The sequence below is a fragment of the Streptomyces sp. NPDC051567 genome (assembly GCF_044454165.1).
Classification (GTDB): domain Bacteria; phylum Actinomycetota; class Actinomycetes; order Streptomycetales; family Streptomycetaceae; genus Streptomyces.
In genome coordinates this window covers 99,785-113,184 of sequence record NZ_JBITDK010000007.1, presented here as the reverse complement: position 1 = coordinate 113,184, position 13,400 = coordinate 99,785, and the positions used below count along the sequence as shown (strand labels likewise).

General features: G+C 73.1%; 12 protein-coding genes and 1 pseudogene. 5 read left to right on the top strand and 8 right to left on the bottom strand.

Annotated features, from left to right (window positions below; translation table 11 throughout):
- The first annotated feature begins 80 nt into the window (after positions 1-80).
- Together ACIA5F_RS10955 and ACIA5F_RS10950 are read left to right on the top strand one after the other, a co-directional pair.
- Positions 81-2,333 carry a heavy metal translocating P-type ATPase gene (locus ACIA5F_RS10955; protein ID WP_399351501.1) on the top strand — a complete coding sequence of 751 codons (2,253 nt, stop codon included), beginning with the start codon at positions 81-83 and terminating at the stop codon, positions 2,331-2,333.
- Positions 2,273-2,737, top strand: coding sequence for a VOC family protein (locus tag ACIA5F_RS10950; RefSeq protein ID WP_399351499.1), 465 nt, complete (start codon positions 2,273-2,275; stop codon positions 2,735-2,737). Before ACIA5F_RS10955 ends, ACIA5F_RS10950 begins: the two co-directional genes overlap by 61 nt.
- Before the next feature lie 462 nt (positions 2,738-3,199).
- On the opposite strand, the gene ACIA5F_RS10945 is transcribed toward ACIA5F_RS10950, so the two are convergent.
- Entirely contained in the window at positions 3,200-3,514 is a 315-nt protein-coding gene (locus tag ACIA5F_RS10945; RefSeq protein WP_399351497.1) for a type II toxin-antitoxin system Phd/YefM family antitoxin, read from the bottom strand.
- A 248-nt stretch (positions 3,515-3,762) separates the two neighbouring features.
- Between ACIA5F_RS10945 and ACIA5F_RS10940 the strand changes: the two genes are divergently transcribed.
- Positions 3,763-4,944: a CDP-alcohol phosphatidyltransferase family protein gene (locus tag ACIA5F_RS10940; protein ID WP_399351494.1), complete on the top strand. Its 1,182-nt coding sequence runs from the start codon at positions 3,763-3,765 to the stop codon at positions 4,942-4,944.
- On the opposite strand, the gene ACIA5F_RS10935 is transcribed toward ACIA5F_RS10940, so the two are convergent.
- Complete coding sequence (locus ACIA5F_RS10935) at positions 4,916-6,067, bottom strand: phosphodiester glycosidase family protein (protein ID WP_399351492.1); 1,152 nt, start codon at positions 6,065-6,067, stop codon at positions 4,916-4,918. The genes ACIA5F_RS10940 and ACIA5F_RS10935 overlap by 29 nt on opposite strands.
- A gap of 184 nt (positions 6,068-6,251) precedes the next feature.
- Between ACIA5F_RS10935 and ACIA5F_RS10930 the strand changes: the two genes are divergently transcribed.
- Positions 6,252-6,773, top strand: a complete 522-nt coding sequence (locus ACIA5F_RS10930) for a hypothetical protein (protein ID WP_399351490.1) — start codon at positions 6,252-6,254, stop codon at positions 6,771-6,773.
- Positions 6,774-6,945: 172 nt separating this feature from the next.
- Here the strand turns inward: ACIA5F_RS10930 and ACIA5F_RS10925 are convergent, their stop codons facing one another.
- From ACIA5F_RS10925 to ACIA5F_RS10905, 5 genes are all read right to left on the bottom strand, one after another.
- The gene (locus ACIA5F_RS10925; protein ID WP_399351488.1) at positions 6,946-7,506 is read right to left on the bottom strand and encodes a GNAT family N-acetyltransferase; all 561 of its coding nucleotides are present in this window, start codon (positions 7,504-7,506) and stop codon (positions 6,946-6,948) included.
- 214 nt (positions 7,507-7,720) lie between these two features.
- Complete coding sequence (locus ACIA5F_RS10920) at positions 7,721-8,221, bottom strand: DUF6187 family protein (RefSeq protein ID WP_399351486.1); 501 nt, start codon at positions 8,219-8,221, stop codon at positions 7,721-7,723.
- The gene (locus ACIA5F_RS10915; RefSeq protein ID WP_399351484.1) at positions 8,214-9,626 is read right to left on the bottom strand and encodes an FAD-dependent monooxygenase; all 1,413 of its coding nucleotides are present in this window, start codon (positions 9,624-9,626) and stop codon (positions 8,214-8,216) included. The genes ACIA5F_RS10920 and ACIA5F_RS10915 overlap by 8 nt, the downstream gene beginning before the upstream one ends.
- Positions 9,623-10,108 (bottom strand): DUF6423 family protein, encoded by a 486-nt coding sequence (locus tag ACIA5F_RS10910; RefSeq protein ID WP_399351482.1) that lies wholly within the window; start codon positions 10,106-10,108, stop codon positions 9,623-9,625. The genes ACIA5F_RS10915 and ACIA5F_RS10910 overlap by 4 nt, the downstream gene beginning before the upstream one ends.
- A 225-nt stretch (positions 10,109-10,333) precedes the next feature.
- Positions 10,334-11,356, bottom strand: a complete 1,023-nt coding sequence (locus ACIA5F_RS10905; RefSeq protein WP_399351480.1) for a DUF6235 family protein — start codon at positions 11,354-11,356, stop codon at positions 10,334-10,336.
- A 305-nt stretch (positions 11,357-11,661) separates the two neighbouring features.
- Between ACIA5F_RS10905 and ACIA5F_RS10900 the strand changes: the two are divergent.
- Positions 11,662-12,075 (top strand): annotated as a pseudogene (locus tag ACIA5F_RS10900) (ketoreductase domain-containing protein); the annotation flags it as partial.
- Positions 12,076-12,245: 170 nt separating this feature from the next.
- Here the strand turns inward: ACIA5F_RS10900 and ACIA5F_RS10895 are convergent.
- Positions 12,246-13,052 carry a VOC family protein gene (locus tag ACIA5F_RS10895; RefSeq protein ID WP_399351478.1) on the bottom strand — a complete coding sequence of 269 codons (807 nt, stop codon included), beginning with the start codon at positions 13,050-13,052 and terminating at the stop codon, positions 12,246-12,248.
- Positions 13,053-13,400 lie beyond the last annotated feature (348 nt).

Genomic DNA, 13,400 nt, shown 5'->3' with positions numbered 1-13,400 from the left:
CATGACACCTGAAAGACTCTTCATGTATTCCTGTATGGTGGAGGTGCTGCCGTCGTCCGCCCGTGAAGGGTCGTTCTGTCATGCCTTCTGACCTGCTCCAGCGTCCCGAGGGGACCGCGCGGACCGCTCCGGCCGCGCCACCGCGCCGCCGCACCCGGGTCTTCGCGCAGGCCGAGGCCCGCTGGGCCGCCGCCGCGCTGGCACTGTTCCTGACCGCCCTGCCCCTGCAACTGACCGGCGCCCCGGCCTGGTCCTGGGGCCCGCTGTACGCCGCCGCCTATGTGACGGGCGGCTGGGAACCGGCCTGGGCGGGGCTGCGGGCACTGCGTGAGAAGACCCTCGACGTGGACCTGCTGATGATCGTGGCCGCCCTCGGCGCCGCCTCGATCGGGCAGGTCATGGACGGGGCGCTGCTCATCGTCATCTTCGCCACCTCCGGCGCGCTGGAGGCACTGGCCACCGCCCGCACCCAGGACGCGGTACGCGGCCTGCTCGACCTGGCCCCCGCCACCGCCACCCGCCTCACCGGCACCACCCGCCTCAGCGACGACGGCAGCCCCACCGGCGACGGCAGCCTCACCGGCGACGGCCGGGAGGAGACGGTGCCCACCGCGGACCTCGTCGTCGGCGACGTCGTCCTCGTCCGGCCCGGCGAACGCGTGGGCGCCGACGGCCGGGTACTGGCCGGGGCCAGTGAGGTCGACCAGGCCACCGTCACCGGCGAACCCCTGCCCGTCGCGAAGGAGCCCGGGGACGAGGTGTTCGCCGGCACCCTGAACGGCACCGGCGCCCTGCGGATCGTCGTGGAACGGGACGCCTCGGACTCGGTGATCGCCCGCATCGTGGCCATGGTCGCGGAAGCCTCCGGGACCAAGGCACCCACCCAGCTCTTCATCGAGAAGGTCGAACAGCGGTACTCGCTCGGCATGGTCGCCGCCACCCTCGCGGTCTTCCTCGTCCCGCTCGGCTTCGGGGACGGCCTCACCGACTCGCTCCTGCGGGCGATGACCTTCATGATCGTCGCCTCGCCGTGCGCCGTGGTGCTGGCCACCATGCCGCCGCTGCTCTCCGCCATCGCCAACGCCGGGCGCCACGGCGTCCTGGTGAAGTCCGCCGTCGTCATGGAACGCCTCGGGCAGGTCGACGCGGTCGCCCTCGACAAGACCGGCACCCTCACCGAAGGCACCCCCCGCGTCACCGACGTCCTCCCCCTGGAGGGCAGCGGCCTGACCGGGGACGGACTGCTCACCCTGGCGGCGGCGGCCGAGCACCCCAGCGAACACCCCCTGGCCCGCGCGGTGGTCGCCGCCGCCCGCGAACGCCGCCTGGACCTGCCCGCCGCCGGGGACTTCACCTCCGCACCGGGCACCGGGGTCACCGCCACCGTCGAGGGCCACGAGGTCCGCGTCGGCGCCCCGGCCCGGCTGCCGTCGCCGACGGCCCGCCCGGCGGGCGGCAGGACCGATGACGGGACCGATGACGGGGCCGATGCCGGGGCCGTCCGGGCGGTGGCGGAGGAGGCCGCGCGGGTGGTGGGCGAGCTGGAGGAGCGCGGCCGCACCGCCGTCCTCGTCCAGCGCGACGGCGCACCCGTCGGCGTGCTCGGCCTCACCGACCGGCTGCGCCCGGACGCCGCCGCCACCGTCGCCCTCCTCGCCACCCTGACCGGCACCCCGCCGGTCCTGCTGACCGGCGACAACCCGCGCGCCGCCGCCCACCTCGCCACCGAGGCGGGTATCGGCGCGGGCGAGGTCCACGCGGGCCTGCTCCCGCAGGACAAGGTCGAGGCGGTACGCCGCCTGGAGGCCGGGGGCCGCAAGGTCCTGGTCGTCGGGGACGGCGTCAACGACGCCCCGGCCCTGGCCGCCGCCCACACCGGCATCGCCATGGGCCGGGCCGGCTCCGACCTCGCCCTGGAGACCGCCGACGCGGTCGTCGTCCGCGACGAACTCGCCACCGTCCCCGCCGTGATCGCCCTCTCCCGCGCGGCCCACAGGCTGGTCGTGCAGAACCTGGTCATCGCGGGGGTGTTCATCTCCGGCCTGGTCGTCTGGGACCTGGCCGGAGACCTCCCGCTGCCCCTCGGGGTCCTCGGCCACGAGGGCTCCACCGTCATCGTCGGCCTCAACGGCCTGCGCCTGCTGCGCGACGCCGCCTGGAACCGCGCCGCCGCCGCACCGGGCCTTCCGACCCCTCCCCTCTCCGTGTTCTCCCTTCGGCGCCCGTGTGCGGCGCCCTTCCCAGAAGATCCCGAGACCGGAGAGGCACCCAGATGCTGCACGACCACCAGCACCACGTCCACCAGCCGTACCCCGTCACCACCGTCCAGTTGAACCACACCGTCGTCTACGCCAGGGACCGGCGGCTGTCGGCCGAGTTCCTCGCCGCGACCCTGGGCCTGGAGGTCGGAGCCCCGTTCGGGCCGTTCCTCCCGGTCGACCTCGGCAACGGCGTGACGCTCGACCACTACGAGAAGCGCGACGAGCCGATCCAGTCGCAGCACTACGCGTTCCTCGTCCCCGACGTGGGGTTCGACGCCATGACCACCCGGCTGGAGGCGGGCGGAGTCACCTACTACGCCGACCCGCACCACACCGAACCCGGCCGGATCAACCGCCTCTTCGGCGGACGCGGCGCGTATCTCGCCGACCCGGACGGCCACAACCTGGAGATCATGACCCGCCCCTACGCCCGCCCCTACGCCCGCCCCTACGCCCGCCCCTACGCCCGCCCTTAGCCCCCCCCGCGGAGCCCTGCAACCCGCCCGGCCGGACCGCCTGTCAGGGGTGGCCCGGCCGGGGTCCGGGGTGTGGTGCGTCGCGGGGCGGAGGAAGGGAGTCCGTACGCGGCCGTATCCGCACGGTCCGGCCACACGGGAGATGCCGTGCCGGGCCTCGTCGGCCGGAGGGTCCTCCGGTCGTCACCCGAGACCCGACGCGCAGAGCTGGGTCAGTCTGAGGCGCGGCCGATGGTCATGACATTGATGACGATGGTGGCACCGTTGACCTGGTACTGGCAGCGGTAGCGCCCCACTGACAACCGGCGGTCGCCAGCGGCACCCAGGGCGCGGCTTCCTGCCGGTTCGGGGTTGTGGGCGAGGTTGTTGATGACCCTCGCGAGTGTTTGACGCCCTCTCGATCCTCTTTGAGGAAGCGTTGGTACGCCAAGCGGGCACTGTTCCTCCACGTGATGTGGTAGGTCACAGCCCCTCCTGGGCGAGTTCCGCTTCCATCTCCTCCGCGGTGCGGCAGCCGCAGTCGGTGCCCTCGGGCGGTTTGACCGGGCCGAAGCGGCAGCCCCGGCGCTGGTGTTCGATGTGTTCCAGACCTGCCGTGGCGGATTCCATCCGCTCGAAGACGTCCCACGACATGACGACGGCGACGGGCTTGCCGTCTTCGGTGAGGGCGGTGGGGATTCCGGTCTCCCGTACCCGGGTGAGGATGGTGTCGAGCGATCCGGCCGCGTCGGCCGCGGGGGTGCTGGGCAGATCGGAGATCTGGTCGAGGAGGTCCATGCCGGAACGGTAGGAGCCGGTCGACGGCAGGTGCAAGGCGTTTCGCGGCGGTCCATCCACCCGTGCTCGGGGTGACCTGATGCCTGGTCACCCACTCGGGTGAGACGGGTGGAAAGGGGGCCGGGGAGGCGCCCGGAGGGAGTGGGGAGGGGGTGGGGAGGGCGTTCGGGCGTCACCCTTCCGGCCGACACGCCGTCCAACGTGTGACGATTCCGTCACGGAAAGTGGCTGATCGTAGGGTGCGCCGCATGCGGATCTCTGCCCCACCTGCCCCACCTGCCCCGGCGTCGGTCTCCTCCCCTCCCCCGGAGGGCGCGAGGACGTTACTCAGCCTGAGAGCGGTCCGGGAGCGCACCTGCAAGGAGCGGGACTCCTGGTGGACGGTGGTGCTCGTCGACCCGGTCGCGGTCCCGCTGGTCCGCTGGGCCGACCGCCACACCCGGATCACCCCCGACCAGGTCACCTGGGCCGCGTTCCTGCTGGGGCTCGGCGCGGCCGGCTGCTTCGCCCGGGGCGGGCCGGTGTGGCTGTCGGTCGGCGCGCTGCTCTACCACCTGAGCTTCGTCCTGGACTGTGTGGACGGGAAACTGGCACGGCTCCAGAACAGCGGCAGCCTCTTCGGCGGCTGGCTGGACTACGTCCTGGACCGGCTGCGGGTGGTGTGCTGCGCGGTCGCCCTGATGGGCGGCCAGTGGCTGCGGCACGACGAGCCCGGGTACCTGCTGCTGGCCACGGCGGTGATCTGTCTCGACATGCTCCGCTACCTCAACGGGCTGAAGGTCAACCAGGTCCGCTCCGACATGCGTGACCTGGTCAGGAGCCATCCCGCCTTCGACGACACCGACCCGCCGGTGTTCGTCGAACTCCTCGTGCGCGACCGCCGGAAGCTGGGCGCCGGACACGTCGGTCCTCCCGGGCAGGTCATCGACCTGCACGAGGAGTTCCGGGGCAGCTACCCCTGGTACGCCGCCGCCCGCGACCGTCTGATGCGCTCGCGCATCCGTCCGCACCTGGTGAGCGGCATCGAGTTCCAGATGGCCGTCTTCGTCATCGGCCCCGCGCTCGGGCAGATCACCGTCCCGGTCCTCGTCGCGGGGGTGCCGCTGCTCGTGTTCGAGGCCTTCATCGTCCACAAACTGCTGCTCTCCACCCACGACTTCCACCAGACGATGAAACGCCTCGACGCCACACCCGGCCCGGTGCGCACACCCGCACCCGTACCCACACCCGCACCCGCACCCGTACCCACACCCGCACCCGCACCCGTACCCACACCCGCACCCGTACCCACACCCGCACCCGTACCCACACCCGCACCCGTACCCACACCCGCACCCGTACCCACACCCTCGCCCATGGCCACACCCCCGCCCGTACCGGCGTCCCGTGGAGCCGGTCCGCTCAGCGGTTCTCCCGCTGCTTCGGGGTGAGCAGCGCAAGGCCGTTGGGCACGGGCCGCTCCTCGCCCCCGGACGGTGTGGAGACGATCTCCAGGGCGCCCGGCGAGGTCCGGGCCAGCATCTCGGCCGACCCGCCGCCGTCCAGCATGACGGCGTTGCGGACCCCGTGACTCCTCAGCAGCCAGGCCGTACCCGCGACGGTCAGCCCCGCCGAACGGGACGAGCGGCCGTCGACGACGAGGAGCCACAGCCTGCGTCCGGTGTCGTCCCAGCCCAGCGCGGTGCGCGGTTCGCGCACCCGGTACCGGGGGGTGTCACGGAAGGCGGGGATCTCGCCGTGCCGCAGCAGCGTCCCCCGGTACCCGATCGCCAGCGCCCAGGGCCGCCTGCGCGGCTTCTGGCCCGCGGTGAAGGAGACCGCCGCGCCCGGTCCGGCGGCGGCCACCTCGCGGGCGGCCCGTCCGGCCGCCACCACCAGGAAGCCGTCCCCCGGGACGGGCCGCCCGTCCGTACCCGTACGGACGTCCACCACGCGGCCGGCCGACACGGTGAGCTGCCGCACCGGCCCGCTCCGGCGGCCGGGCCGGGCCACCTCGCCCCAGTCGGGGGTGTAGACCGTGAACCCGTCCGCCACGGAAAGGCAGTTGAGGCAGGCCAGCGGATGCGGGCGGCCCGCCACGGACACGGTCCCGGCCAGCTCCACCCGGCCCTTGCGCAGCCGGCCCGTGACATCGGCGCCCACGGCCTTCACCGGCTCGGCGGAGGCTTTGACGACCTCTCCGTCGCGGATCACCGGCCCCAGGGGCACCCCGCTGCCGCCGATGTCGAAGAAGTCGCCGTTCACGGCGGCCAGGACGGCGGGCCCCGCGTCCCCCGCCAGCCGGGACAGCGGCCGGGTCCGGGAGAGGCGGCCACCCAGCAGCGCGAGCGATCCGGGGCCCACCTCGGCCTCGGTGAGCCGGTAGCTCAGGGAGCGGAACGGACTCTCCACCACGGTCAGCCGTACCCCGGGTGCCAGCGCGTACCGCTGCCGCCACTCCGGCCCGCACCGGTCCGGGAGGACCGAGGGCACGAGGAACACCCCCGCCGAGAACAGCGTCCCGACGGTACGGGGAACGGCGCGGAGGACGGACCACCAGGCGGCTGCGGACATGCGCGGCCCAACGAGCGGAAGGAGCCGACGGTGACGGCCTCCCCGGGCGGGGGCCGGGGTGCCGACCTGACGTGCCGGGTTTCCGGTCGTGGCCGGATATCGCTCTTGATCATCATCCGGGAGGGGAGTCGCATGACCGCGATCGCACGGCGGCCGACACCGTGCTCAGGGAGGGGAGCGGTCCGTGGCGCACTACGAGAGTGACGTGGACACCGGTACGGCGGAGTCGAAGACCCAGAAGACCAACGCGCGGCTGGTGGTGGAGGTCGGCGAGCCCGACCCCGGGACGGGGAAGGCATCCGTCACGGCCGTCTACCGGGGGGACCACTTCTGGGCCGCCGACACGACCTTCGCGCCCTGGGTCGAGGAGTGGCAGGCGCCCGTCACCGTCGCGGGGAAGTTCTTCCTCCGCCGTCTGCCCTGGGCCTTCAAGGAGGACCACGACGGCAACACCATCGGGATCGGGCACGCCGAGTGGAGCGGCGACTTCGAGGTCGCCGCGGCCCACGTCCGCGACACGAGCGACGGGCACCCCGTCCACGACACGCACTTCACCACCTCGTTCGACTTCGGCCCCCACGTCGGCCGTTTCGAACTCCGGGTGGAAGCCGTCCGCAGCCGGGGCGTCAAGGGCCACGTCTTCGACATGCCCCGGCAGACGGTCACCTTCGGCATCAAGGGCGACGCCCGCGCGGACGGCAAGTAGCGCGTACGGACGGCCAGTAACACGTACGGACGGCCAGTGGCGCGCAGGGACGGTCAGTGGCATGCAGGGACGGTCAGTGGCGCGCCCGCGGAGGCAGGCGCGTGCTGGTCCGGTGGCCGGGTGGGTGCCCGCGAACCGGGTGGTGGTGTCCGTCCACCGGGTGGGGAGGGGCTCAGGAGGCCCGTCGGGCCGCGCGCCACTCGGGGGCGAGCACCGACCAGATCTCCTCGTCGTGGCGCTCCCCCCGGTGCAGGTGGCTCTCCCGCAGCACACCGTCCCTCGTCATCCCGAGCCGCCGGGCCACGGCGATGCTGGGCTCGTTGCCCACCGAGACCCACCAGTCCACCCGGTGGATGCCCCGCTCCTCGACGGCCCAGTCGAGGAGCACGCGCGTAGCCCGGGTCACCAGCCCCTTGCCCACCGCCGACGGCTCCAGCCAGCAGCCCGCCTCGGCGGTGCCCCCCGCGACGTCCAGCTTCCGGAAGAGGACCGCGCCGACCAGCGTGCCGTCCGCCCAGATGCCGTGGAGCCGCCCGGTGTCGGCCGCGGTCCTCTCCGCGTACGCCTGGAGGAACGCCCGGCTCGACTCCAGGTCCGTCACGAGGTCGGGCAGCCCGTTGTACTGCCCGATGAACTCCCGCCCCCGGTCCATGTGGGCCAGGAACTCCCCGGCCCGCCACGGTTCGAGCGGGCGCAGCTCGGCGCCGTCGTCACCCAGGGATATCGCGTACATCGTCACCCTTTCCCTTCCCCTTCCCCTTCGCCTCCCCCTGCCACGGTCGCGGACCGGCGCACGCAACCAGCACGCGTAAACCGGTGGAGGCAAACCAGGGCACATACACCGGTGTGCATAAACCGGTGTACGTGTACCGGCGCACATGGACCGGTACACGTACACCGGTGCACCCGGCGCGAAGGGATCTTCTCACGGCGGGGGCGGCGGGCGGTCAGCCTCCCGCCGGGGCGGGCCGTCCGGCCCACCGGTCGATCTCCTCGTGGCGGAGCCAGCACGCGGCCAGGTAGGCGGTGGTGGCCGGGCCCGGCGCGCCGATGTCGCGGTGGGCGAGGGCGCGCAGCACCTGGTCCCACGCCGTGCGCAGCGCGGCGGGCGCCGACGCCGTCCGGTCCGCCGGGGCCAGGGCCGGACGGACCGCGCACCAGCGCTGTGCCCCGCTCCCGACGAGGTCGGCGAGGACGGCCGGGCCGACCCCGTGCCGGGCCCGGTCGACGGCCAGCGCCACCTGCGCGGGATCACCGGTCAGGGCGGGGTCGTCGGTGAGGGCCGCCAGGCCGAGCCCGGCCAGGAGGCGTTCGGCGTCCAGCCCCATCAGCATCACACCGGTCTCGGTCAGCGGCGGGCCGTCGACCGAGGTCAGTGAGAACCGGGTGTCGAAGTCGTCGGAGTCGTCGGAGCCACCGAGGGCGTGGGGGTCGTCGAGGTCAGACACGGGCGACCACACCGCCCTCCGCCTTGGCCGCACGCGGCACGGGGCTCTCCCCGAGACGGGCGGCGACGGCCGTGGCCACGCGGGCCGTCGCGACCCGGTGGCCGTCGATGTTGCGGGCCGCGGGGCCCAGGATCATGCCGGCCGCCGCGCCCACCGCGAACACGCCCGGGGCGTTGCGGTAGGCCAGGGTCCGCCCGTCGAGCGCGGGCCAGCCGTCGCGGGCCGCGGGCACTCCCTCGGGCAGCAGCCGCTCGCCGTTGGAGACGGCGGTGCCGAGCGCCAGGACGGCGTGGTCCCCGAGGACGCGCCCACCGTCCGCGAGGCGGACGGCGACCCGGCCGTCCCGCCCGGGTTCCAGGGCGGTGACCGTACGGCCGCGGTGGACGGTCAGCCGGCCGTCGGCCTCGGCGCGTTGCAGCAGGGGGCGGAACTCGAACATCACGGAGGCCCTGCGCTGTCCGCCCATCAGCGTCAGCCGGTCCTCCCAGCTCGTCCCGGAGAAACGGGCCCTGCCCTCGGCCCGGAAGAACGACGCGTTGACGTCCGCGCACTGGTAGCGCTCCTCGGGGGCGCGCAGCACCCAGTGTGCGCGCTTGCCGCCGGTGAGGGCGTTCGCGAGGAGGTGGGCCGCGCTCAGGCCCGCGCCGACGACGACGAGTTCCCCGGCGTCCGGGGGCACGGGTTCGTCCCAGTAGCCGACACCGGGGGGTGTGGCCTCGCCGTCCCACCAGGTGGAGGGCGCCGCCCGGCGTTCCTCGCCGAGGCAGAGGACCACGTTCGGGGTGGTCACCGCGAAACCGTCGCCGCGCACCGTCACCGTGTCGGTGCTCCTGCCCGTGCCCGCGCCCGTGCCCGTGTCCCTGCCCGTGTCCCGGTGCCTGTCCGTGTCCCCGTTCTCCGTGGGCCGGACCTCGCGGACGGTGGCCCGCCAGGTCCGCTCGTCCACGTGGTGCAGGGAGGCGACGTGCGCGCAGTACGCCTCGAAGACGTCGACCGGCACCACGGAACGGTGTCCGGCCTGTGCCATGCGGACCTCACGGCGCTCCACCGGGGTGAGCCGGGACCAGTGCAGCCGCGCGAAGTCCAGCAACTCGCAGTCGCGGTACCCCTCGACGCCCGGGTGGTGTTCGTAGGGCGAGCGCAGGACGCGCTGGCGCAGGACGTCGACCCGGTCGAGGAACCGGCCGCACGGCCGGCCCTCCCGGTCCAGGACCACCGTGTCACGGACGCCGAGGTGCCAGAGCGCCGAGGCGACCGCGAGTCCGGCGGGCCCGGCGCCGACGACGACCACGTCCGCGGTGGCGGGCGGCGGTCCGGTGGTCCGCGCGACGGGCCCGCCGACGACCGGCCAGTCCCGGCCGCGCGGAGAGTCCAGCAGGTGGGGCCCGGGGACGAAAGTGATCACCCGATGACCGTCACCGGGACGATGATCTCGATGACCGGGCGCTGGGGCATCCCCTCGGCGATCATCCGGTCGAGGGCCGCCGCGGTCTGCTCCGGGCCGTCGGTGGCGACCGGGCTGTACCTGGAGTAGGCGTAGGTCGGCTTCCGGCCGGTGGTCTCCAGGGTGTACATCTTCACCACGGCCTCGCCGGGCCGCACCTCGCCGTCGTAGAAGGTCAGGCGGCGCTGGTCGGGCGTGATGAACGCCTTGGAGAACTGGCGCGACATGACCAGGGTGTCGGCGTCGTCGATGAAGACGGAGTCCTCGTCGGTGACGGCCTGCATGGCGACCCAGGTCCGGTCGGTCAGGTTCGTCTCGGACTTGATGACCTGCCAGCGGCCGGGCTCGGGGAGGTTGACGCACACCGAGACGTCGTGATCGACGGTGTCGATCGCACCGGAGATCATCAGGACCCGGCGGCGTACGTCCGCGACCCCGGCCATCTGGATATCGCGAGCACGTACCCGCGAGGAAACATCTATTCCGGACACTTCCAGCGGCGGCATCGCGTCTCCCCGAATTCTTGACAAAGGAAGTACAGGTGGTACAAGCGACGCCGACAGTTCCACAGGGCCCGCACCCTGTCAAGCAGGAAGCTGCGGGCGGGTGTTGGGACGGTGTTGGCCGGTGCCGACCGGCCCTCTCCCCGTCGGCCTGGGAGAACGCCGTCAGGTCACCCGGTCGGCGCCGAGGCTGATTCCCGGTGCACCGCTGACCGAACCGACGTAGATGATTCCAAATGCATGGAAGTCGTGAGCACGGATCTTCAGGATGAGATCCCCTTTTACCAGGACAAAGAAGTCCCGTGGTTGTGCGGTGTCGTCGAAGGTCTCGTACGCCGTGAACACCGTTCTGTCGGCAATGGCGAAGAGGGCTTTGTGGACCGCGTTCCGGTGGATCTGTCCCGCCGTTCCCGACCACCGTTCCAGCAGTTCCCAGCCCGAGTCGAGCCGGAGCGGGGGGCGGGGCCGGCCGGTGGGGGAGGGGCGGGGGTCCCGCCACCGGGCCGGAGCGGGCCGGCCGCCCTCCGGGGGCAGGCCGAGCATGGCGCGGGCGAGCCGGAGCCCGTCGCGTACGGCGGGCGTCGGCCGCTGCCTCAGGGCCGCGCGCAGGACGCGTTCCGCCGTCCAGCCGTCGCCCGTCCCGAGGTAGCCGACCGCCTGCTCGTACAGGAAGTCCAGTTCCTCGCCGGAGAGCCGGGAGGCCGGGCCCGCGAGGTACTCGATGCGCCGCTCGCGCTCGCTCACCACGGCGGGGACCGGCGCCGGACCGCCGGGACCCGCCGGGCAGCGGATCGTGACCATCCCGCCGGACTCCTCGGCGAGCGTCTCGAAGAACAGCCGGCTGCCGTCGTCGAGCAGTTCGCCGTCGACCACGTCGATGCGGCACGGCCCCACCTGATCCAGCCACGCCCGGCCCACCGCGCGGAAGTCGCTCACCACCCGCTCCCGGTGGAAGCCCCCCGCCCGCCCGCGCTCCGGCGCCGTACCGGCGAGGCTCCTCCTCGCCTCCGCCGTACCGGCCGTACCGGCCGTACCGACGGTGACGCACGCGGGGTCGTCGGGGGCGAGGAGCCTCAGCCCGATACGGGCCCGCCTGGGCCACGAGGCCGTGTCACCTGTAGGGATCAGGGCCCGCACGGGGGAGAAACCCACCACCCCGCATTCGGCCCGCACAGCGAATCGGCTCATTTCTGTCATCGCCTCATTTCTGGCTCGGAATTCATGGATCGAATGTCATGGATCGACGCACGGCCGGGCAGGGTGAAACGATTTCCGTCCACGCGCCGTCGTGACCTCATGAGAGGTCTGTTCGGAGGGAGTTGGCCGCAGACGGGAACGAGGCGGGAACAGGTGCAGGAAACACGGACAGGAAACACGGACAGGAAACACGGACAGGGAACAGGTGCAGGAAACAGGTACAGGAAACACGGACGGGAAAGCGCTCGCTCATAGGGAAATCGTTCCGACGTCTTCGGCCACTTAGCAAAGTAGTCATGTCTCCAGAGGGCGACATCTCCCAGAATGCTCTTGTCCCCGGGATGCGGACCCACCTTGGCAACTCCGGATTGCCAGCGGGCCGGACGGGGTCACGTCGACGCGGTGGCCTGTGCGTACTGGCCGCGCCCACCGCACAAGGGGTGAGCGCCACCGCGTACGCGGTGGCGCTCACGGACCTGGACGCCCTGCGCGGCGTCGTCGCCGCGATCGACGCCTCGGGACACCCGCTGCGCGGGGCCGTGCACTGCGCCATGCACCTGGACGACGCCCCGCTCACCGAGTCGAGCGGGGAGCGGATCGCCGCGGTCATGGCCCCCGAGATCACCGGAGCGGCCGTCCTCGACCTTCTCCTGCGCCACCGGGAATGCGACCTGTTCCTGATGTACTCCTCGGAGACGGGCACGCTCGGAAACGTCGAGCAGACGCCCTACGCGGCCGGCGACCTCTACCTCGAAGCGCTCGTCCGGGCAGGCCGGAAGCCGTTCTGCCTGTGCCGGCCCGGCCTTCGCGAGTTCGGTGGACCGGACCGGCGGACCACCCTCGCCGGCATCGACGCCCACCGGTCCGTGGGGCGCCACGGTCAGGCCGGGGCGGGGCCCCTCGCGTCGATGATCGCGAACACGCCGCCCTGCGGGTCCTGCACGACGGCCATCCGGCCCGCCTCCATGTCGAAGGGCGGCTTGAGGACATTGCCACCGGCCCGGACCAGGGCGGCGACCGTGCTGTCGGTGTCGTCGACCGAGAAGTACGTCAGCCAGTGCGAGGGGGCGTCCGGCGGCATGCCGTCGACGGAGGACAGGGCCTGTAGGCCGCCGACGACCCGTCCGCCCGCCGAGAGCGAGAAGTAGCCCTCCGCGCCCTCCATGGGGGCGACGGTGACGCCCAACGCCTCGGAGTAGAAGGCCGACGCGGCCTCCGGGTCACTGGTGTTGAGCTCGTTCCAGACGACCGAGCCGGGCTCGTTGACGACTCCGGCGCCGGGGAAGTCCCTGGCCTGCCAGAGGCCGAAGGCGGCGCCGGTGGAGTCGCTCACGACGGCCATCCGCCCGAGGGTGAGCACGTCGATCCCCGGTACCACCACCTGGCCGCCCTTGCCCGTGACCGCCGCCGCGGTGGCGTCCACGTCGGCGGTGGCGAGGTACGTGGTCCACACGGTCGGCGGCGCCGGGTCGGGCTTGCTGCCGTCCGGGTTCATCGCGGCCATGATCCCGGCGACCGGCTTGCCGTTCAGGGTGCAGACGGCGTAACCCCCGGTCTCGGGCGGCCCGGTCTCGCCCTGCCAGCCGAGCAGGTCACGGTAGAAGTCGAGGGCGGCTTGCTGGTCGGGGACCATCAGGTCGAACCAACAGGGGGTACCGGGTGTGTACGGACCGGTGACATCAGGCATGAACGGCCTCCACGGACGGCGGGCGACGGACGGCGGGCGACGGGTGACGGGCGACGGGTGACGACGGACGACGGGTGGGCGACTGGGGGGGGGGGCAGACGGCGGGCGGGGGCGTCCCGTGTGCCCGCCTCCACCGGCGCGGCGCCCAGACCAGTCACGCACCGATCCGCGACCGGCGCACCTCCACGGCCCCCTTCCGGGTCCGCGAACGGGTCCGCGAACGGGTCCGCGAACGGGTCTGTGAACGGGTCCCGGACCGTCCCGGACCGGGCCCGCCCGGCGCGCGGTCCACATGCGGCGCGCGGTCCACATGCGGAGCGCGGCCCGGCGTACGAGGCTGGGGGGCGT